Source organism: Nitriliruptor alkaliphilus DSM 45188 (assembly GCF_000969705.1).
GTDB lineage: Bacteria > Actinomycetota > Nitriliruptoria > Nitriliruptorales > Nitriliruptoraceae > Nitriliruptor > Nitriliruptor alkaliphilus.
Window position 1 is genome coordinate 2,887,411 of record NZ_KQ033901.1, and the last position, 18,264, is coordinate 2,905,674.

Annotated in this window: 25 protein-coding genes; 12 read left to right on the forward strand and 13 right to left on the reverse strand. The window is 70.9% G+C overall.

What is annotated here, in order from left to right:
• Positions 1-81 precede the first annotated feature (81 nt).
• Positions 82-654 carry a hypothetical protein gene (locus NITAL_RS13520; RefSeq protein WP_052666788.1) on the reverse strand — a complete coding sequence of 191 codons (573 nt, stop codon included), beginning with the start codon at positions 652-654 and terminating at the stop codon, positions 82-84.
• Positions 655-964: 310 nt separating this feature from the next.
• On the opposite strand from NITAL_RS13520, the gene NITAL_RS13525 reads away from it, so the two are divergent.
• Positions 965-1,618: a hypothetical protein gene (locus tag NITAL_RS13525; RefSeq protein ID WP_052666789.1), complete on the forward strand. Its 654-nt coding sequence runs from the start codon at positions 965-967 to the stop codon at positions 1,616-1,618.
• A 203-nt stretch (positions 1,619-1,821) separates the two neighbouring features.
• On the opposite strand, the gene NITAL_RS13530 is transcribed toward NITAL_RS13525, so the two are convergent.
• Positions 1,822-2,445, reverse strand: coding sequence for a TetR/AcrR family transcriptional regulator (locus NITAL_RS13530; protein ID WP_052666790.1), 624 nt, complete (start codon positions 2,443-2,445; stop codon positions 1,822-1,824).
• 151 nt (positions 2,446-2,596) lie between these two features.
• On the opposite strand from NITAL_RS13530, the gene NITAL_RS13535 reads away from it, so the two are divergent.
• From NITAL_RS13535 to NITAL_RS13545, 3 genes are read left to right on the forward strand one after another with little or no spacing between them, the layout of a single operon-like run.
• A complete protein-coding gene (locus NITAL_RS13535; protein WP_052666791.1) occupies positions 2,597-3,391 on the forward strand; it encodes an SDR family NAD(P)-dependent oxidoreductase in 795 nt (264 codons plus the stop codon).
• Between the two features lie 29 nt (positions 3,392-3,420).
• Positions 3,421-4,548: a DUF5938 domain-containing protein gene (locus NITAL_RS13540; RefSeq protein ID WP_052666792.1), complete on the forward strand. Its 1,128-nt coding sequence runs from the start codon at positions 3,421-3,423 to the stop codon at positions 4,546-4,548.
• Position 4,549: 1 nt separating this feature from the next.
• A complete protein-coding gene (locus NITAL_RS13545; protein ID WP_052666793.1) occupies positions 4,550-6,073 on the forward strand; it encodes an acyl-CoA synthetase in 1,524 nt (507 codons plus the stop codon).
• 115 nt (positions 6,074-6,188) lie between these two features.
• On the opposite strand, the gene NITAL_RS13550 is transcribed toward NITAL_RS13545, so the two are convergent.
• From NITAL_RS13550 to NITAL_RS13575, 6 genes are all read right to left on the reverse strand, one after another.
• On the reverse strand, positions 6,189-6,407 hold the full coding sequence (locus NITAL_RS13550) for a helix-hairpin-helix domain-containing protein (RefSeq protein ID WP_052666794.1): 219 nt from the start codon (positions 6,405-6,407) through the stop codon (positions 6,189-6,191).
• 30 nt (positions 6,408-6,437) lie between these two features.
• Positions 6,438-6,731 (reverse strand): DUF1905 domain-containing protein, encoded by a 294-nt coding sequence (locus tag NITAL_RS13555; RefSeq protein ID WP_052666795.1) that lies wholly within the window; start codon positions 6,729-6,731, stop codon positions 6,438-6,440.
• An 83-nt stretch (positions 6,732-6,814) separates the two neighbouring features.
• Positions 6,815-7,141, reverse strand: a complete 327-nt coding sequence (locus tag NITAL_RS13560) for a DUF5615 family PIN-like protein (protein ID WP_211262399.1) — start codon at positions 7,139-7,141, stop codon at positions 6,815-6,817.
• A complete protein-coding gene (locus tag NITAL_RS13565; RefSeq protein ID WP_052666796.1) occupies positions 7,138-7,560 on the reverse strand; it encodes a hypothetical protein in 423 nt (140 codons plus the stop codon). Before NITAL_RS13565 ends, NITAL_RS13560 begins: the two co-directional genes overlap by 4 nt.
• A gap of 85 nt (positions 7,561-7,645) precedes the next feature.
• Complete coding sequence (locus NITAL_RS13570; protein ID WP_052666797.1) at positions 7,646-8,872, reverse strand: RNA polymerase sigma factor; 1,227 nt, start codon at positions 8,870-8,872, stop codon at positions 7,646-7,648.
• A gap of 26 nt (positions 8,873-8,898) precedes the next feature.
• Entirely contained in the window at positions 8,899-9,318 is a 420-nt protein-coding gene (locus tag NITAL_RS13575) for a YciI family protein (protein WP_052666798.1), read from the reverse strand.
• Positions 9,319-9,502: 184 nt separating this feature from the next.
• On the opposite strand from NITAL_RS13575, the gene NITAL_RS13580 reads away from it, so the two are divergent.
• From NITAL_RS13580 to NITAL_RS13605, 6 genes are all read left to right on the forward strand, one after another.
• The gene (locus NITAL_RS13580) at positions 9,503-10,081 is read left to right on the forward strand and encodes a GNAT family N-acetyltransferase (protein WP_052666799.1); all 579 of its coding nucleotides are present in this window, start codon (positions 9,503-9,505) and stop codon (positions 10,079-10,081) included.
• A 63-nt stretch (positions 10,082-10,144) separates the two neighbouring features.
• Complete coding sequence (locus NITAL_RS13585) at positions 10,145-10,687, forward strand: dihydrofolate reductase family protein (RefSeq protein WP_052666800.1); 543 nt, start codon at positions 10,145-10,147, stop codon at positions 10,685-10,687.
• Between the two features lie 48 nt (positions 10,688-10,735).
• On the forward strand, positions 10,736-11,383 hold the full coding sequence (locus NITAL_RS13590; RefSeq protein WP_052666801.1) for a LysE family translocator: 648 nt from the start codon (positions 10,736-10,738) through the stop codon (positions 11,381-11,383).
• A gap of 91 nt (positions 11,384-11,474) precedes the next feature.
• Complete coding sequence (locus tag NITAL_RS13595) at positions 11,475-12,317, forward strand: aldo/keto reductase (protein WP_052666802.1); 843 nt, start codon at positions 11,475-11,477, stop codon at positions 12,315-12,317.
• A 107-nt stretch (positions 12,318-12,424) separates the two neighbouring features.
• Positions 12,425-12,910: an SRPBCC family protein gene (locus tag NITAL_RS13600; RefSeq protein ID WP_052669674.1), complete on the forward strand. Its 486-nt coding sequence runs from the start codon at positions 12,425-12,427 to the stop codon at positions 12,908-12,910.
• Between the two features lie 101 nt (positions 12,911-13,011).
• Positions 13,012-13,611 carry a hypothetical protein gene (locus NITAL_RS13605; RefSeq protein WP_052666803.1) on the forward strand — a complete coding sequence of 200 codons (600 nt, stop codon included), beginning with the start codon at positions 13,012-13,014 and terminating at the stop codon, positions 13,609-13,611.
• 73 nt (positions 13,612-13,684) lie between these two features.
• Here the strand turns inward: NITAL_RS13605 and NITAL_RS13610 are convergent, their stop codons facing one another.
• Complete coding sequence (locus NITAL_RS13610; RefSeq protein WP_052666804.1) at positions 13,685-14,344, reverse strand: dihydrofolate reductase family protein; 660 nt, start codon at positions 14,342-14,344, stop codon at positions 13,685-13,687.
• A 94-nt stretch (positions 14,345-14,438) separates the two neighbouring features.
• Positions 14,439-15,287, reverse strand: coding sequence for a PhzF family phenazine biosynthesis protein (locus NITAL_RS13615; protein WP_052666805.1), 849 nt, complete (start codon positions 15,285-15,287; stop codon positions 14,439-14,441).
• Between the two features lie 235 nt (positions 15,288-15,522).
• Between NITAL_RS13615 and NITAL_RS13620 the strand changes: the two genes are divergently transcribed.
• Entirely contained in the window at positions 15,523-16,386 is an 864-nt protein-coding gene (locus tag NITAL_RS13620) for a CPBP family intramembrane glutamic endopeptidase (protein ID WP_052666806.1), read from the forward strand.
• 132 nt (positions 16,387-16,518) lie between these two features.
• On the opposite strand, the gene NITAL_RS13625 is transcribed toward NITAL_RS13620, so the two are convergent.
• Positions 16,519-16,851: a helix-turn-helix domain-containing protein gene (locus tag NITAL_RS13625; protein WP_052666807.1), complete on the reverse strand. Its 333-nt coding sequence runs from the start codon at positions 16,849-16,851 to the stop codon at positions 16,519-16,521.
• Positions 16,848-17,312 (reverse strand): SRPBCC domain-containing protein, encoded by a 465-nt coding sequence (locus tag NITAL_RS13630; protein WP_052666808.1) that lies wholly within the window; start codon positions 17,310-17,312, stop codon positions 16,848-16,850. Before NITAL_RS13630 ends, NITAL_RS13625 begins: the two co-directional genes overlap by 4 nt.
• 139 nt (positions 17,313-17,451) lie before the next feature.
• Here NITAL_RS13630 and arsC point away from each other — a divergent pair, with 139 nt between their 5' ends.
• Positions 17,452-17,823 carry an arsenate reductase (glutaredoxin) gene (gene arsC, locus NITAL_RS13635; protein WP_052666809.1) on the forward strand — a complete coding sequence of 124 codons (372 nt, stop codon included), beginning with the start codon at positions 17,452-17,454 and terminating at the stop codon, positions 17,821-17,823.
• 16 nt (positions 17,824-17,839) lie between these two features.
• On the opposite strand, the gene NITAL_RS13640 is transcribed toward arsC, so the two are convergent.
• Complete coding sequence (locus NITAL_RS13640; RefSeq protein WP_052666810.1) at positions 17,840-18,235, reverse strand: DUF2237 family protein; 396 nt, start codon at positions 18,233-18,235, stop codon at positions 17,840-17,842.
• Positions 18,236-18,264: the final 29 nt, after the last annotated feature.

Here is an 18,264-nt window from a genome sequence, read left to right on the forward strand (position 1 = left end):
CGTTGGACCCCGGCGTCGGCTGCCGGGCCCAAGGCACGCCCGGGCGGTCATCGCCAGGGACGTGCGCTCGTGGTCCGCCGGTCAGGCAGCCACGAGGAGCGGACCCACCGGAGGCCCCCGGGAGGTGGCGGCCAGCGGCCGCCGCGATCGCGGAGCGACCTCGGGCCCACGGGTGCATCGCGGGCGACCGGTCGGCACGACGAGCAGCGCGGGTCCGCCCGCGAGCAGCCGCTCGACGGCCGTCTGCGTCACGCGGGACAACAGCACCGTCGTCGCGGCCAGCGGGAGCTGGAGCAGAAGACCGAACAGCACGCACCGCGAGGTGAGTTCGGCGAGCGGTGTCCCCTGGGCGACGCGTTCGGCGACCTCCAACGTGACGTACAGCCCCGACTGGAGGATGGCGAGGCGGGGAACGGTGAGGCCGCGTGTCCACCCGCGACGCGGGTCGCTCACGGCCGCAGCCAGCAGGAACCACACCGCGAAGAGGTGCGCGACCCGCGTCGCCGCCGCCAGGTGGGTGTGGGGGGTCGCGAGGCCCCCGTCGGCGGCGCCACCGACCAGGTACCCGAGCTCGTGACCGCCGACCACCCCGAGGAGCGCGACGCCCAGCACCGCGAGCCCGCGACGGGCGGCACCGACGTTCCGGGCGATCACACTGCCTCCGGTCTCGGGTCCGGCGTCGCCGTCGGACGGCAGCGAGGCTAGCCACGCGTGCGCCCGACCCCACCGCGTCGCCGTGCGCGGTGACCGGCGCGGGTGATGCTGAGCGCCCGCCTGGGCTGGTCGGCGTCCCGGTCCGTGACGGCTTCGTCACGGACCGAGCGGGTCCAGGAGACGGCGTCCCGACGGGTCACCGCGCGTTCGGCGCACTCCTGGGGTCCCGGCCCTCAGCCCGGCTCCAGCGCCACACCGACGCTGCCCGGGTACGTGGACCCTCCACCGTGAGAACTGCCCTGGAGTTCGAATGCGCAAGCGCACCGCCGGGACCCTGCTGACCGCCATCCTCCTCACGATGGCGATGGTCGGGACCGCTACGGCGATCACCACGATCGGCAACGCCGCGACCGACCGCGGCAAGGTCGACACGTGGAGCAACTTCACGATCGTGGACACCAACAACCCCGCCTCGGGCGAGGGGAGCTTCTCCGAGGTCGAGTTCTACGCCCACCAGGCCGGGGTCATCCGCTTCCTGGTCGCCGACGCCGGCAAGGTCGTCACCTACCTCTCCGACCCGATCGACGTCAGCACCGCCGGGGAGCAGACGGCCATCTTGTCCGTCGATGGCGTCGCGACGCCTGCCGGCGTCACCACTGGCAGCAACCTCGGGGTCTACTCGCAGGGCGAGGGCGTCGTCAGCTTCGAGTACGCCGGTGACGCCCCGGCGTACTTCACCGGCTTCGAGTCCGGGCTGAAGGACGTAGGTGAGAACCTCGGCGATTCACAAGTGGGTGCCTCGGAGCGGTTCTACTCGATGAACGCGACCATCACCCCTGCGGGGCCGGCCACCAAGGACGCGTGCAAGGACGGCGGGTGGGAGTCGTTCACCCTCAACGAGTTCCGCAACCAGGGCGAGTGCGTCTCGTACCTGATGGCCAACGAACGCGCCGGGAAGGGCTGAGCCTCACCTGAACCTCGACGACGGCGGGCGGCCCAGCGGGTCGCCCGCCGGCCTCGTCGAGACGCCCGGCGAGGTCCACGGCCGTCGGGTGGTCCTCGTTCGGCACCTCAAGGACCGACCGGGTGAACGCGAGACCAGCGGCAACCACCAGCACGACGATCCCGTCCCGAAGCAGGCTGCGGTCACGCGCCCGCGACGAGCGGCTAGATCTGCCGACGCAGCATCAGTGGCATCAGCTCGCGGACCTGCCCGGTGAGTTCGTCGAGCGATCGCTCTGGCTCACCGCCCAGGTAGCCGAGCAGTGCCTGCTGGAACAGCCCGTCGAGCATGCCGTACGCGGCGTTGGCCGTGACCGCCGGCTCAGCCCCGGAGACCTCGGCGTACCGCGAGATCACCCGCCAGACCATCTCCTCCAGCGTCCTGTCGATCTGGCGTACCGCGTCCCGCAGGTTCTCCTCGAACATGCTCTGGGAACGCAGGTCGTACCAGAGGCGGTGCATCGGGGCCTCGTCGACGAGCGTCTCGCGGAGCTTGGCCGCGAACGCCTCGATCAGCTCGTCCGGCGTCGTGGAATCGGCGACCACGCCGTCGTACCGCTGCACGCAGGTCGCCTTGTACTGCCTGACGCAGTAGACGATCAGGTCGAGCTTGTCGGCGAAGTAGTAGTGCACCACCCCGTGGGTGAACTCGGAGTTGTTGGCGATCTCGCGCAGGGATGACCTCGCGTAGCCGAGGTCCCCCAAGGTGCGTAGCGCGGAGTCGGCGAGGGCGCGTCGCCGCTCGTCGTGCTTGTCGATGGGGTTGCGCCGGACGGTCGAGGTGGCCATCCGCTCGCTCCTTCCATGGCCGTGGGCGGCAGTGTAGCTGCCGCTTGACGACTGACATGGTTTCTCTGAACGAGTGTCCAGAGAAAGCTTGACAAGTGACTAGAGATGGCCGAGTGTGCGCCGAGTCACCACCCACATCAAGGAGCGACACATGGCCCGGATCGATCTGAGCGGACGCGCTGCCCTCGTGACCGGCGGCGCGCAGGGACTCGGCGAAGGGATGGCCCACGCGCTGGCCGACGCCGGCGCGCGGGTCGTCGTCGCCGACATCAAGGAGGAACTCGGCGCGAAGGTGGCCGAGTCCCTCGGCGAGAGCCACGGGTTCGTGCGTCTCGACGTCACCGACGATGCGTCCTGGGAAGCGGGTGTCGCCACCGCGATCGAGCACCTCGGTGGCCTCGACATCGTGGTCAACAACGCCGGGGTGGAGATCACCAGCCTCCTGGTCGACCTCGACCCCGAGCAGGCCATGCGGATGCTGGAGGTGAACGTGCTCGGCACCGCGCTGGGTCTCAAGCACGCGTTCCGTGCGATGCGGCCCGGCGGCCCGGCCGGTGACGGCGGCAGCGTCGTCAACATCGCGTCGGTGGCCGCGACGATCGCGTTCCCCTCGATCTCGATGTACTCGGCGAGCAAGTCCGCGGTCGATCGGCTCACGCGTGTGGCTGCCATGGAGAGCGGCAAGCTCGGCTACGGCGTCCGGGTCAACTGCCTGTACCCGGGTCTGGTGGCCAACGAGATGGGTGCGGGCCTGGCCGGTGACGTCGCCCGGCTCGGCCTGTTCGCCTCGCCCGAGGAGGCCGTGGGCGCGGTGATCGACCTCACCCCGTCGGGCCGGCTCGCGAGCACCGAGGACATCGCCGACGCGGTGGTCTTCCTCGCCTCCGACCGGGCGGCCTTCATCAACGGCGTCGGCCTCCCGGTCGACGGCGGCATGGGCATGTGACCCCAACCCCACCGACACGAGGAACCGACATGACCACCAAGCCCGTCGTCGTCTACGGCGCCTCCGGCTACACCGGCCGGCTGATCTGCGAGTACCTGCGTGACTACAACGTCCCCTTCGTCGCCGCCGGACGGGACGGCGCCAAGCTGAAGACGTCCATGGAGTCCCACGTGGCCGGCATCGAGACCGCCGACTACGAGATCGTCGAGGTCGCTCACGACGTCGAGTCGCTGACCGAGCTGTTCCGTGGCGCACGCGTCGTCTGCAACACGGTCGGTCCCTTCAGCCGCTTCGGCCCGGCCGTCGTCGAGGCATGTCTTGCCGCCGGCGCCCACTACCTCGACACCACCGGTGAGCAGGACTGGGTGATGGCCTGCGACGAGGAGTACGGCGAGCGGTTCGCCGCCGCCGGATCGCTCCTCGCGCCCGGCATCGCGCAGATGTACACCACCGGGGAGATCGCGGCGGAGCTGTGCCTCGAGAAGCCCGGCCTGGACACCCTGGACATCGCGGTCTTCTGGGGTGGTAGCCCGACCATCGCCTCGACCCAGACGATCCTGTTCAACGCCGCGCTCGCCGGCGCGAACTTCCTCGAGCAGAACCAGTACGTCCCGCACGACCCCGACGCCGGTCACTACAACCTGGTCATCCCCGGCCAGCACGAGCTCGGTCTGGCGCTGCCGTGGGGCGGTACCTCGCACCCGGTCTGGTACCGTAAGGACCCACGTGTGGCGAACTGCAAGGCGCTCGGTGGCGTCTTCGATCGTGCGCTGATGCTCGGCGTGCCGCAGATCGTCGGGGCGGCCGTCGAGGCCACCAAGGACATGGCCGTCGAAGACAAGTACGCCGCTCTCGAGGCCACCGCCGCGCAGGTGATGAACGTGATGCCCCCGCGCGAGAACCGGCGGCGCAACAAGTCCCTCGACTCGGTGCACGCATCGGGTCCTCTCGGCCGTGCGCACTGCGTCATCCACGGCAACCAGAACTACAAGCAGACCGCCCTGTTGCAGGCGTTCGCGGCCTACTCGCTGCTCCAACAGCCACCGAAGCGGGCCGGTTTCGCCTCGGGCTGCCAGGCGTTCGGTCACCGCGAACTGCTCGGCGAGCTGCTCGCGTTCGGCCTGGTCGCCGAGCCCGTCCTGACCACACAGCGCTGACATGCGGCTGGTCGACTACCTGGACAAGGGGGCGTCGCTCGACGCCGACGCCCCCTGCCTCATCCGCGACGGTGAGGTCGCGACGTACGCCGACGTGCAGCAGCTCAGCGATCGCATCGCGTCAGCACTCGCCGCGGACGGCGTGGAGCCGGGCGAGAAGGTCGCCATCCTGTCGAGCAACGATCCAACCGCGTTCACCTGCGTCTTCGGGATCAGCCGCGCTGGCGCCGTTTGGTGTCCGATCAACCCCCGCAACGAGGCCACGGAGAACCGCGACCTGCTCGCGCTGTTGGGTTGCTCCGTGCTGATCTTCCAGGCGGCGTTCGCACCGCTGGTCGACGCCATCCGACGGGACCTGCCGCACCTGCGGACCCTGGTCTGCTTGGACGCGGACGTCGCATGGGCGGTCTCCTGGGACGACTACCTCACGCTCGGCACCGAGCCGGTCGACCGGACCCCGCTCGAGGATCTGGCGATGGTCGTCGGGACCGGCGGCACCACCGGCCGCCCGAAGGGCGTGATGCTCACCGGCACGAACATCGAGACGATGACCGCGATCACGCTGATGAGCTACCCCTGGGAGGGGACGCCGGTCTACCTCGCGTTGGCGCCTCTGACCCATGCTGCCGGTGTGCTGTGTTTCCCGGTGCTGTGCCACGGAGGCTCGATCGTCATCATGCCCACGCCGGATGTCGGTGGGTTCCTCGAGAACATCGAGCAGTTCGGCGTTACCCACACCTTCCTGCCGCCGACGCTGATCTACCTCGTCCTGGACCACCCCGGGCTCGGCTCTCACGACCTGCGTTCCCTCCAGTGCTTCTGGTACGGCGCGGCACCGATGTCGGCGACGAGGCTGGAGGAGGCGCTCCACCGCATCGGCCCCGTGATGGCCCAGCTCTTCGGGCAGACGGAGGCCCCGATGATGATCTCGACGATGTCGCCCCGTGATCACCTCCGTGCGGACGGCACCGTCGCCACCGAGCGGCTCACGTCAGCCGGGCGCCCGGCACCGCTGGTGACGGTCGCCATCATGGACGAGCAGGGGCGAACACTGGCCCGCGGCGAACGCGGGGAGATCGTCGTCCGTAGCTCGCTGGTCATGCGGGGCTACTACGAGGACCCCGAGGCGACCGCGGAGGCGAGCGCCCACGGCTGGCACCACACCGGCGACATCGGCTACCTCGACGAGGACGGGTACCTGTTCATCGTCGACCGAGCCAAGGACGTGGTGATCACCGGCGGCTTCAACGTGTACTCGGCCGAGGTCGAGCGGGCGCTGATGGCTCACCCCGCCGTCGCCGACTGCGCCGTCATCGGCCTCCCCGACGAGAAGTGGGGTGAGCGGCTCACGGCCGTGATCACCGTCCGTCCCGGTCAGGCGGTGGACCCGGTCGAGCTCCAAGCGTTCGTCAAGACCCGGCTGGGCAGCGTCAAGACGCCGAAGCAGATCGAGACCTGGGTCGACCTGCCGCGCTCCAAGGTCGGCAAGGTCCTGAAGACCGAGATCAAGGCGCAGCTGGGCTAGCGCTAGCGCCTGCAGGGCGGTGCCGCAGGCGCCCAGCTCCGGCGGGCGAGGCGCGCACCGAACCCGTGGTGGCCCGCACGCCAGGCTCCACCGTGGCACGCCCGGCGGGGGCCGTTCAGGTCTCCGCGTAGCCCAGGCCCCTCGAGGCCAGTGCGTCGCCGAGGATGCGGATCGCCTTCGGGCCGACGCCGTGGATCGCCAGCAGCTCCTGCTGGGAGTGCGCAGCCACCTGCTCGAGGCTCGTGATGCCGTGGTGAGCGAGCTCGCGCGCGGCGGTCTTGCCGATCGCGCCGGGCAGATCGCCCACGGGTCGGACGTCGGGTGTGTCGGCCATCGTGCGCTCCTCCGTCGCGGCCGGTGCGGATCAGGACGTGCGTTGCTCCAGGCGGACCTCGACCACCTCGCCGGCGCGCGACTTGCCGATCTGCTCACACAGTGCCTTCCGGAGCGGCAGCCAGTGCGGACCCTCGCCGGACGGCATCAGTGTGGCGGCGAAGGGGTGGCCATCCAGCGTGCCGCTGACCTTGACCGCGCGCCTCGTGCCGAGGACCTCGTCCGAGCCGGGTAGCGCGATGTAGGTCGCGAACGCGCCGTCCTTGCGGATCGGCTCGGTGAAGGACGCGTTGAGGGGCCGGGCGTCGGGAGTGACAGCAGCCATCGGGGCTCCATCTGCATCGGTGTGGGTGGGAGGCGTGCTGGTGGGGTCGACCGCCCCGACGCGTCGAACTCATCCCTCGGCAGCTACGCAGGCCAGTGCTGTCCGATGTACGGGCGAGGGTTGTCGCTGATCCAGCGGTCGAGGAGCTCCGCGAGCGCGTTGGCCTGCCCACCGCCGACGGGCAGGTTGCGCTTCAGCACACACACCAGGACCAGGTCGACCTCGCCCGCGTAGTCGGCGATGTTCTCGGTCACCACGGCCCGGCCTTCGGTGCGGGCCACCTGGGCGACCTGCTGATCCTCGACACCCCGAAGGCCACGTTCGTCGACGTGGATCGCGTCGTGCCCGAAGTCATCGCGCAACCGGCGAGCTGCCTCGCTGGGCAGCATCTCATCGAGCAGCAGGTTCACGCCAGCAAGGCCCGGCGTTGCTCAGCAGCCCGTCGACCTTCGGTGATCGCCTGCTCGTTGCGTTCGATACGCGCGTGAACCTCGGCGGGGTGGCGGGCAGCGAACTCCAGTGCCGTGCGGATCTGGCGAGGGTGCAGGTCCGTCTCGCCAGCGAGGGCCGTGATGCGTTCCTCCTCGTCCCCTGTCAGTTCGCGCAGGCGGGCGACGACCTCCCACACGTCAGGCCCGCCGGCCAGAGCGGCGCGCCGGTCCTGGCCGGCCCCGCGGTAGACGATCCCAGGGTGGTCGAGCGTGTCGATGCCCTCGACGATGAGCCGTTCGAGGAGCGCGGTCACGCTGACGCCGTCACGTTCGGCCCGTTCGGACAGACGTCGTCGGGCATCGTCGCTGAGCCGGAACGAGGTGCTGCGCGCTGCCATGCGTCCCTCGCACGTCGACGTAGCGCGAAGGTAGCGCTATGCACCGCGCATGGCGAGTGCCTCCGTCTCCGTGGCCAGCGTCACATCACAGCTGCGCCGCCTTCGTGCGCAGCACGGCGGCCTGGCGGTCGTTGGTCGCCAGTTCCGCAGCGCTGAGCAGCTCGGCCCGGGCCTCGTCGGTCCGTCCGAGCTGGGCGAGCAGTTCACCACGCACGCTCGGCAACAGGTGGGAGTCCCGTAGCTCGCCGTCGGCGGCGAGCCGCTCCACCATCGGCAGCGCGGCTGCCGGCCCCGCCGCCATCGACACCGCGACCGCCCGGTTCAACTCGACGACGGGGCTCGGGGCGAGCCGGCCGAGCGCCTCGTAGAGCAGCACGATGCGGGCCCAGTCGGTCTCATCGACGCTCGGTGCGATGGCGTGACACTCGGCGATGGCCGCCTGCAGGCCGTAGCTGCCACGACCGCGGCCGACCGCGTCGGCCCGCCGTAGCGCTGCTCGACCTCGCTCGATCTGGGCGCGGTCCCACCGGCTGCGGTCCTGATCGGCCAGCAGGATCGGGGAGCCGTCGGCGGCGACGCGGGCGGCGAACCGTGACGACTGGAACTCCATCAGCGCGACCAGCCCGTGCACCTCGGGCTCGTCCGGGAGCAGCCCGGCCAGCACCCGTCCGAGCCGCAGCGCCTCGTTGGCCAGGTCGGGCCGGACCCACCGATCCCCACGCGTCGCGGTGTAGCCCTCGGTGTAGATCAGGTAGACCACGCCGAGCACCCCACCGAGGCGTTCGCGCCACTCGTCGGGCTCCGGGGTCTCGAACGGCACCTTGGCGGCGGCCAGCGTCTTCTTGGCCCGCACGATGCGCTGCTGCACCGTGGCGACCGGCACGAGGAGCATCCGTGCGATCTCGTCGGTGGTCAGACCCGCCACGACGCGGAGGGTCAGCGGCACCTGGGCCTGACGCGACAGAACCGGGTGGCAGGCGATGAACACCAGCCGAAGCACGTCGTCGTCGATCGGCTGCCACTCGTCGTTCGTGGTCTCCTCGAGCTGGCTCGCCATCGTGCGGTACCGGTCGTCGAGGCGCTCCTGGCGTCGCCAGTGATCGATCGCCTTGCGCTTGGCGACGGTGGTGAGCCAGGCGCCCGCGTTGCGCGGGACGCCCGACTCGGGCCACTGCGCCAGGGCATCGACGAGGGCGGCCTGGGCCAGGTCCTCGGCCAGGCCGACGTCGCCGGTGAACCGTGCGAGCGTCGCGACGATGCGCGCGCTCTCGATGCGCCAGACCGCGTCGACCGTGCGCTGGATGTCGGACATGATCCGGCCGCCTCAACGGTGTGCGGTCAGGTACCGAGCTGCTCGCGCCACTCGGCCTCCTTCTTCATGTACTCGTTGTCGGCGTGCTCGGCGAAGTCCTCCATCTCGTTCACGCGACGGACCTCGAGCTTGCTGCCGGGACCGAGCGGCGCGCGGCTCGCCCACTGGACGGCCTCCTCCTTGCTGCTGACCTCGATCATCCAGAAGCCGTTGAACAGCTCGTGGGTCTCGCCGTAGGGGCCGTCGGTGACGATCGGTGTTTCGGCCTCGAAGTCGACCACGAATCCCTCGTCGGGCCCGGCGAGGCCCTCACCGGCCAGCAGCACGCCCGCCTTCATCATCGACTCGTTGTAGGCGCCCATCTCGTTGATGATCTGTTCGAAGTCGAGTTCCTTGGCCGCCTCCAACGCCTCGTCGGTCGTCCGCATGATCAGCATGTACTTCATCTCGGGTCCCTTCCCGGTGAGGCCGCCCGTTGCGGCCTTCTACCACTGCGTCGAACGGCGCCGCGCTGGATCGACATCGGACCGCGGAGAGGTTCGGTGCGTCGTCGCGCCGCCGGCCGGAGCACGTCCCGTGAGGTGGCTGCCGCCCGACGCTACGGTCGGACCGGCAGTCGGGGAGGGTGCTGTGGCCATCGAGGTCGTCGCGGCGACTGAGGACCGGTTCGACGACGTCGCCACCATGCTGGGGCCGAAGAAGCCGGACGCTTCGGTGTGCTGGTGTCTGAGCCACCGGGTCGACTCGAGGACCAACGCGCAACTGGTCGGACCGGAGCGGGGCGAGTACGTCCGCACGCTCTGTCGCGAGGACGAGGGACCGGGGGTGCTGGCCTACGACGGGGACACCGTCGTCGGCTGGGCCGCCGTGGCTCCACGGTCGGAGCTGCCGTTCGCGCGATCGCGCAAGATCCCCCACGTCGACGACCTGCCCGTCTGGTCGGTGTGGTGCATCCGGGTGCGCCCCGGCCACCGGGGGGAGGGGATCTCCCACGCTCTCCTCGCCGGCGCCGTCGACTACGCCCGGTCCCAGGGCGCCCCGGCCGTCGAGGGCTACCCGGTCGACAACCGCGGCGAGAAGGTCGACCTCACCATGGCCTACGTCGGCACGCGCCGCCTGTTCGAGCAGGCTGGGTTCACGAAGGCCGCCGACACGACGTCGGTGTCCGGCGGCTTCCCCCGGGTGCTCATGCGGTTGTCGCTCGGGTGACGTTCGACCGATGAGTTCCCACGGGCGGGAACGTCCACGCCCGGGACGGCCGAGGAGGTGGTGATGGCGCGGGTGGTGTACTCGGCGACCTGTTCGCTGGACGGCTACATCGCGGGGCCGGACGGCGATATGCAGTGGCTGCAGCCCTACCTGGGGCCGAACCCGGAGATCGACCGGTTCAGCGAGGAGGTCGGCGCCCTGCTCGTCGGTCGCCGGACCTTCACCGGCGACGATCCGAACCGCGGGACCGACGCCGAGGGCGCGTTCGGTGGGACGTGGCACGGCCCCGTGTTCGTGCTGACGTCGCAGCCACCGCCGGCGGGCTCCGATGGGGTCACCTACGTGACCGACGTGCGCGACGGCGTCCGGCGAGCCGCGGACGCCGTCGGCGACGGTGTGGTCAACGTCCTCGGCGCTCACACGGCACGGAGCTGCCTCGAGGCAGGTCTGCTCGGCGAGGTCCTGATGATCGTCGCGCCGGTGCTGCTCGGTGATGGGACACCGCTGTTCGCCGTGGAAGGCGGTCAGCGGGTGGCGCTGGAACCGATCCGGTCGACGTCGACCGGGATGGTCACGAACCTGTGGTTCCGCGTCCCATGGCCGTGATCAGCCGTCCTGGTTAGCATCCGCGCCGGTTCGGCGAGGAGGTTGCGGGTGGTCAGCACCAGCGGGGTCGTGGGCATGGCGCTGGTGGCGCTCGGGATCGTGCTCACGCCCGGTCCGAACATGGCCTACCTCGTCTCGCGGTCGGTGTCCCAGGGACGAGCCGCGGGGCTCGTCTCGCTGCTCGGCGTCGCGACCGGGTTCGGGGTCTACCTCCTCGCGGCGGTCGCGGGGGTCGTCGCGATCTTCGCCGCCGTCCCGGCCCTCTACACCGCGCTGAAGCTGACCGGGGCGGCCTACCTGCTGTACATCGCCGTACGGACCTTCCGCCCGCGGACGGTCGACTTGTCGGGGGCGGACGCGCTGCCGCCGGACTCGCACCGGCGCCTGTTCACGATGGGTCTGGTCACCAACCTGCTCAACCCGAAGATCGCGATCCTGTACGTCTCGCTGCTGCCACAGTTCGTCGAACCGGCCCTCGGTCACGTGGCGAGGCAGAGCCTCGTGCTCGGGACCGTCCAGATCGCGGTCGCCGTGACGGTCAACGCGCTGATCGTCCTGACCGCGGGTGCGCTCGCGGCCCGGACGGCGGCGCACCCGGCCTGGGAGCGGGCCCAGCGCTGGGTGTCGGGGACGGTCCTCGCCGGGCTCGCGGTCCGTGTCGCCGCCGACCGCTCCCGTGCCGTTGCCGTCAGCTGAGCCGTCCGCCACCGACCGCCGGTCACCCCGCGGCCCGGCAGCGCCCGCCATCGGACGTGATGATGGGCACCCGCCACCCGAGGAGCCCTCCGTGTCCGATGCTGCGTCCGTCCCGACCGTCGCGCTGAACGACGGCACCACGATCCCGCAGCTCGGGTTCGGGACCTTCCAGATCCCGCCGGAGGACACCGCCGAGGTGGTCGGCCGAGCCTTCGAGATCGGCTACCGGCACATCGACACGGCGCAGATGTACCGCAACGAGGAGGGCGTCGGCCGCGCGGTCGCCGCCAGCGGCATCCCGCGCGACGAGCTGTACATCACCAGCAAGCTCAACAACTCGTCCCACGCACCCGACGATGTCCGGCGCACCTTCGAACAGAGCCTCGAACGGCTCGGGCTCGACCACCTCGACCTGTTCCTCATCCACTGGCCGTTGCCGAACAGCGAGGTGGACTACGTCGACACGTGGCGTGCGGTGACCGACCTGGTCGCCGACGGGCGGCTCCGCTCGGCCGGGGTGTCGAACTTCGAGCCGGCCCACCTCGACCGCATCGTCGAGGCGACCGGCGCGGCCCCGGTGGTCAACCAGATCGAAGCGCACCCCTACTTCCGCAACGACGTTGCACGCGAGGCATCGCTGCGCCACGGCACCGCGGTCCAGGCCTGGGGCCCGCTCGGTCAGGGCGCGCTGTTCGACGACCCCACGCTGGCGGAGGTGGCCGAGCGGAACGGCCGCACCGTGGCCCAGGTGGCCCTGCGGTGGGCCCTGCAGCGCGGTGACATCGTCTTCCCCAAGTCGTCGAACCCCGACCGGATGCGGGAGAACCTCGACACCCTCGACTTCGAGCTGTCCGACGACGATGTGGCGACCATCGACGGCCTCGACCGCGGCGAGGACGGCCGCGGCGGCCCGCACCCTGACCAGCTCGGCTGAGCCCGATGGCTCGTCCGCGAACCGGCATGAACCGCTGGCGGGACTCGTGGGACCGTGACCGGGAGGCGTAGCATCGGCCGCGAGCCGAGCCCGGAGTGAGCGCCGCCATGGGAACGTCGAAGGCCACCTACACGGTCACACGCAGCACGCACGTCGAGGCGCCACCGGAGACCGTGCAGGCCCTGATCGTGGACCTGCGCCGGTGGCAGGCGTGGTCGCCGTGGGAGGACCTCGACCCGCAGCTCCAGCGGACCTACGGTGGTGCCGACGCGGGAGTCGGGGCCTGGTACGAGTGGCGCGGCAACCGCAAGGCGGGGCAGGGCCGCATGGAGATCGTCGAGGCCAGCGACCGGCACGTGACCATCGACCTGCGGTTCGTGAAGCCGTTCCGGTCCGAGAGCACCACCCGTTTCGACCTCACGTCCGACGCAGGCGCGACCCTCGTGACCTGGACCATGACCGGACCGCAGACGGTGGCCAGCCGGCTCATGGGGATCTTCACCTCGATGGACCGCATGATCGGCCCCGACTTCGAGAAGGGCCTCGCGCGTCTGAAGACCACCGCGGAGGACGATGCCGCGGGTCCGGCGTAGGTGGCGCTGCTCCTCGCACACCGCCCGACGCTTGCCCCCTGCCCGCTGCCGGCGGATGCTCGGCGTGCCGCCAGACGCGGCCGAGAGCGAGGGAGGGGACCATGTTCGTCCAGGTGATCCGCGGTGCCGTCCGGTCCGAGGACGACGCGATGGCGGTGTTCGAACGGTGGCTCGAGGAGGTCCGACCGGATGCCGTCGGCTACCTCGGCACCACGGCAGGTGTGACCGACGACGGGGAACTGGTCGTCGTCGCACGGTTCGCCTCCGAGGATGAGGCGAGGCGCAACAGCGGCCGTCCCGAGCAGGGGGCGTGGTGGGAGCAGATGGAGCAGCAGTTCACCGGCGAGGTGCGCTTCTACGACTGCGCCGACGTGGCGACCTTCCTCGATGGTGGCGACGACGAGGCCGGGTTCGTGCAGGTCATGCAGAGCTCGAGCGACGGGTCGCTCGGTGCGGCCGACCTCGCCGCGCCGGCCGGTGACGTCGTGAGCGCGTACCGGCCGGACGTGCTGGGCGGTCTCGTCGCGATCGCTGACGACGGCACGGCCTTCCAGGTCGTCTACTTCACCTCCGAGGAGGAGGCGCGAGCGGCCGAGGCACAGGAGATGCCGCCCGAGGTCGGTGAGGACATGGAGCGGATCATGCGCGGTCTCGGCGATATCACGTACCTGGACCTCCACGCGCCGCGCACGGCCAGCTGACGCGAGCGTCTCCCGACCCCACGTCGGACGTTGGGCTGGTCGCCCACCGGAGGCTGGTCGGTCGCGTCGTCGATCAGGTCCGCCGGGTGAAGGTCAGGTGGGTGACCCCGGTCGGGGAAGCGACCGACTCGATCTCGTAGCGGTCCTCGAGCCCTTCGAGGCCGTCCCACAGGCGCACGCCGCGCCCGAGGAGGATGGGCACCTGGACGAGGTGCACCGTGTCGATCAGGTCCTCGGCCAGGAAGTCGCGAACGATCGTCGGGCCACCACCGATACGCACGTCGAGGTCACCTGCGGCCTCACGGGCACGGTCGAGGACCTCCTTCGGGTCGCCGTCGACGAAGTGGAAGACGGTGCCACCCTCCATCTCCAGTGACGGCCGCGGGTGGTGGGTCATCACGAACACCGGGGTGTGGAACGGCGGGTTCGGACCCCACCAGCCGCGCCATTCGTCCTCGGTGCCGAGGTCGGTCCACGGGCCCGTCTGGGGGCCGAACTTGCCGCGACCCATGATCTCGGCGCCGATGCCGGGTTCGTGTCGCTGGGCGAAGGCCTGGTCGACCCCGAGGCTGCCACCGGGCCCGCCGAACATGGAGGTCCCGAACCGTGTGGCGAACATCCACTCGTGCAGGCGGGTGCCGGCGTGGCCGAACGGCGCGTCGGGACCGCGGTCCTCGCCGGTCGCGAAACCGTCGAGCGAGATCGAGAAGTTGTGGACACGGGTCTGGGACACGCTTGCCTCCGGGGAGCGTCGGGTCGGAGCGGTGAGTCCTCGGTTGGACGGCGCGGCCGGGACGAACTCATCGTTCCGCTTCGTTCCGCCGCGCTCAGGTGCGCAGCCGGCCCTCGACGCGGGTGACCGTGGCGCCGCCGACCCAGACCTGACCGTCGACGTCGCGCTCCACGTGGATACGGCCGTGTCGGCCGAGGCGGGTGCCCTGCCGCGCGACGTACGGCGAGGTCGCCCGCCCGGTCTCGAACAGCCACTGCCCGACGGAGGCGTTGAGGCTGCCGGTCACCGGGTCCTCGCTCAGGCTCGATCCGTCGATGCTCAAGGCGCGGATCTCGAACGCCTCCTCCGACCCTTCCGGGTGGGGACCGACGAGCCCGACCTCCAGCATCCCCGGTCCGGTGAACCGCCCGAGGTCGGGTTCCACCGCCAGCACCGAGTCGGCGTCCTCCAGGAGGATGCCGACCCAACCGGGGCCGTTGTCGATCCACCGGGAGTCCAGGACGTCCGCGGGCTCGAGGCGGAGGACGGCCCGCAGCTCCTCAGCCAGCTCGTCGTCCACCGGGCCGCTGCGCAGGAGCGGTGGGGCGGCGAACGTCAGCCGGTCCTCGCGGCGTCGGATGTCGATCAACCCGGCTCCGCACTCCTGCACCACCCGGTCGCCTCGGTGGCCGATGCCCTCGGTGGCCAGCCAGGTGTGGCACGTGCCGAGCGTCGGGTGGCCGGCGAACGGCAGCTCACGGTCGAGGGTGAAGATGCGCACGCGGTAGTCCGCCTCGGGGTGCGTCGGCGGGAGCAGGAAGGTGGTCTCCGACAGGTTCATCCACCGGGTGATCGCCTGCATCTCGTCGGTGGACAGGTCGTCGGCCTCGAGCACGACGGCCAGGGGGTTGCCGCCGAACGGCACCGACGAGAACACGTCGACGAGGTGGAAGAGCCGTGACACGCGATGCTCCGATCGGGGGTGCGGCAGGGACGTCCGTCGCAGACGAGCAGACACGCACCCCGGCCGCAGGAGCCACCGGCATCACGAGTGGCACCGCTGGCCGGATGGCAGCCGGCGGTCGCGGTGACGCTGCCCGGATGCGCGCCACGCGCGTGTCGTTGACCGGCCGACCACGTGCGTCCGAGCATCCCGGCAACGGCCCCAGGGCCTCCGGCTCACTTCGGTCAGGAAGCTCATGCGGGCGCTCGCGCGACGTCATCCTCTCGCTGCCTTCTTCGTGCTGGCGTTCGCCGTCACGTGGGTGGTCTGGGTCCCCCGCGCGCTGGTCGGGGTCGGTGCGCTCGACAGCGACTGGCCGGTCACGATCGGTCGGGCCTGGAGCTGGGGGCCGCTGGTCGCGGCGCTGCTGGCTGCGGCGCTGGTAGCTGGGCGCGCCGGTCCCCGCGAGCTGTGGCAGCGGCTGACGCGGGTCCGGGTCCCGAGGGTCTGGTACGCGGTGATCGTCCTCGGGCCAGCGCTGGTCTGGTCGGTGGCCGCGGGTCTCGCGGTGCTGTTCGGCCAGCCCTTCTCGGCCCTGCGTCCCGGCGCCCTGGAGCTCGGCCCGATCGCGTTCCTGCCGGTGTTCATGGTGCTGACGCTGACGGACGGGTTCGGCGAGGAGGGCGGGTGGCGGGGCTACGCGCTGCCGCTGTTGCTGCTCCGGTTCCGGGCCGTCCCTGCCAGTCTGCTGCTGGGTGTCGCGTGGGCGGCGTGGCACCTGCCGCTGGCGTGGACCGAGGGAGCCTCCCTGGAGAGCGCGCCCGTGGTCCTGTTGTTCATCGACCTCCCGTTCACCGCGATCGTCTACACCTGGGTGTTCCGCCACACCCGCGGCAGCGCCTTCGTGGCGGCCATCTTCCACGCCGCGTTGAACCTCTGGGCCATCCCGATGCCGCAGGGCGGGGGAGCGTCACTCACGCCCTACCTGTTCGGCCTGGGATCGCGCATCGCGGTCGCATGCGCACTGATGCTGCTGCTCGGCTCGGAGCTGACCCGCGACCGCAGCCCGGAGGACCACCCGCCCGAAGAATCGGCGCAGCCCGTGTCCCCCCTGCCGTGAGGCTGCATGAACTCGACGGGCTCCCGCCAGCCACGGTGGGCGAACACCACGATCGTGTGATCGCCCTCGGTGCGAAGGTCCCAGCTGATCTGATCTGCTCCGGTGCGGTCGCGATCGCGGCCGATGTCGGGTTCAGGTGCGGCGCTGGATGTTCTCGGCGATGGCCTTGATCCGGCGCAGTCGGGCGTCCCAGGTGTCGCCGACGGCGTTGAGCTGCGCGACGGCGCGCGCCAGCTGGGCCTCGTCGACCCGGTAGCGCTTCTCGCGGCCGGCGGTGGTCGCCTCGACCAGGCCGACCCGATCGAGGACGCTGAGGTGCTTGGCCACCGCCTGCCGCGTCACCGGTAGCTGACCGCTGAGCGTGGTCGCTGTCGCGGTGGGGGCCGTGAGCAGCAGATCGAGCAGTCGGCGGCGGGTGGGATCCCCGATCGCCGCCCACAGGTCGTCGTCGATGGCGACCGTCATCGCGTCGCCACCAGCCGCTCGGCGACCTCGGCGAGGCGAGGCACGAACGTGTCCCAGCCCGTGACGTGGTCCCGGTACTGCTCCTCCAGCCGGGCGAGCTCCCAACCCCGCTCGCGGAACCCAGTCTCGGTGAGGCGGAGCACCGTCCCGGGCCCGTCGGGGGTGAGCTCGAAGGTCACCAGCAGCGAGTTGCCGTCGACCGCGTCCTCGCTCTCGGGGTGGGTCCAGCGGAAGGTGAACAGACGGGGTGGTTCGGCGACCACGATGGTCATCCGCTCCACGTGGGCCCGGGGGTCATCACCGTCGGCCCACACCAGCTCGCCGCTGGCGCCGGGTACGGGTGCGACGTCCGACGTGGCGTTCCACCAATCACGGACGTGCTCGGGCTGGCTGATCACCTCGAAGACCACCTCGGGTGGGGCCTCGATGCGGATCTGACGTTCGATGCTGGCGTACTCCATGACCGCTCCTGACTTCACGCAACCATCGGTTGCGTTAGAGCGTAGAGCCACGGGGCTGATGACGCAACCATCGGTTGCTTGTTGCTGGCGCGGGGGCGGGCGGTAGCGTCCCCCGACCCCACGGCGAGGAGGAGGTCAGGTGGCGGAGGCGACGGTGTGGCACAACGCGCGGTGCTCGAAGTCCCGCGGGGCGCTGGCGTTGCTCGAGGAGCGTGGGGTCGACGTCGAGGTCCGCACCTACCTCACCGACCCGCCGACCCGCGCCGAGGTGGAGCGGTTGCTCGAGCAGCTCGGTACCGATGATCCCCGGACCATCGTCCGGACGGGGGAGCAGCGCTACCGCGAGCTCGGGCTGCGCGACGCGGACCGTGACGAACTGATCGCCGCCCTCACGGCCGAACCCGTCCTGCTCGAACGTCCCGTGATCGTGCACCGAGGCCGGGCCGTCGTCGGACGGCCCCCCGAGCGGGTCCTCGAACTGCTCGACCTCCCGGACGACCCGGCCGGCTGACCGTTCCGAGGTCGGGTCAGGGCGCGTCGAGGCCGCGGGGATCGTCGGGGACGTCGACGGCGTGCTCGCGCAGGACCTCGAGGGGCACGACCTCGAGGGCCTGCTCACTGGTGGCCGCGAGGGCGACCGGTGCGGCGGCACCGTCGTGGTGCGCTCGCAGCCAGTTGACCGCGGTCACGCACCAGCGGTCACCGGGCGTCAGGCCCGGGAAGCGGAACTCCGGCCGTGGGGTGATGAGGTCGTTGCCGAGCGCCCGTTGGTGCGCCAGGAACTCGGGTGTGACCACGGCGCAGACGGTGTGGCTGCCGTGATCGTCCGGTGCCGTCCGGCACGTGCCGTCCCGGAACCAGCCGGTGACCGGGTCGTGGCTGCAGGGCTCGAGGTCGCCGCCGAGGACGTTGCGTTCGCTCATGGCGCGAGGCTACCGGCCGTCGGCGAGGA

Excerpts from the sequence above, each read along its gene's own strand:
- NITAL_RS13640 (WP_052666810.1), bottom strand. The coding sequence starts at position 18,235 with ATGAGCGAACGCAACGTCCTCGGCGGCGACCTCGAGCCCTGCAGCCAC.
- NITAL_RS13585 (WP_052666800.1), top strand. The coding sequence starts at position 10,145 with ATGGCGCGGGTGGTGTACTCGGCGACCTGTTCGCTGGACGGCTACATC.
- NITAL_RS13535 (WP_052666791.1), top strand. The coding sequence starts at position 2,597 with ATGGCCCGGATCGATCTGAGCGGACGCGCTGCCCTCGTGACCGGCGGC.
- NITAL_RS13530 (WP_052666790.1), bottom strand. The coding sequence starts at position 2,445 with ATGGCCACCTCGACCGTCCGGCGCAACCCCATCGACAAGCACGACGAG.
- NITAL_RS13565 (WP_052666796.1), bottom strand. The coding sequence starts at position 7,560 with ATGGCAGCGCGCAGCACCTCGTTCCGGCTCAGCGACGATGCCCGACGA.
- NITAL_RS13545 (WP_052666793.1), top strand. The coding sequence starts at position 4,550 with ATGCGGCTGGTCGACTACCTGGACAAGGGGGCGTCGCTCGACGCCGAC.
- NITAL_RS13600 (WP_052669674.1), top strand. The coding sequence starts at position 12,425 with ATGGGAACGTCGAAGGCCACCTACACGGTCACACGCAGCACGCACGTC.
- NITAL_RS13630 (WP_052666808.1), bottom strand. The coding sequence starts at position 17,312 with ATGGAGTACGCCAGCATCGAACGTCAGATCCGCATCGAGGCCCCACCC.
- NITAL_RS13550 (WP_052666794.1), bottom strand. The coding sequence starts at position 6,407 with ATGGCCGACACACCCGACGTCCGACCCGTGGGCGATCTGCCCGGCGCG.
- NITAL_RS13620 (WP_052666806.1), top strand. The coding sequence starts at position 15,523 with ATGCGGGCGCTCGCGCGACGTCATCCTCTCGCTGCCTTCTTCGTGCTG.
- NITAL_RS13605 (WP_052666803.1), top strand. The coding sequence starts at position 13,012 with ATGTTCGTCCAGGTGATCCGCGGTGCCGTCCGGTCCGAGGACGACGCG.
- NITAL_RS13555 (WP_052666795.1), bottom strand. The coding sequence starts at position 6,731 with ATGGCTGCTGTCACTCCCGACGCCCGGCCCCTCAACGCGTCCTTCACC.
- NITAL_RS13540 (WP_052666792.1), top strand. The coding sequence starts at position 3,421 with ATGACCACCAAGCCCGTCGTCGTCTACGGCGCCTCCGGCTACACCGGC.
- NITAL_RS13625 (WP_052666807.1), bottom strand. The coding sequence starts at position 16,851 with ATGACGGTCGCCATCGACGACGACCTGTGGGCGGCGATCGGGGATCCC.
- NITAL_RS13575 (WP_052666798.1), bottom strand. The coding sequence starts at position 9,318 with ATGAAGTACATGCTGATCATGCGGACGACCGACGAGGCGTTGGAGGCG.
- NITAL_RS13525 (WP_052666789.1), top strand. The coding sequence starts at position 965 with ATGCGCAAGCGCACCGCCGGGACCCTGCTGACCGCCATCCTCCTCACG.
- NITAL_RS13570 (WP_052666797.1), bottom strand. The coding sequence starts at position 8,872 with ATGTCCGACATCCAGCGCACGGTCGACGCGGTCTGGCGCATCGAGAGC.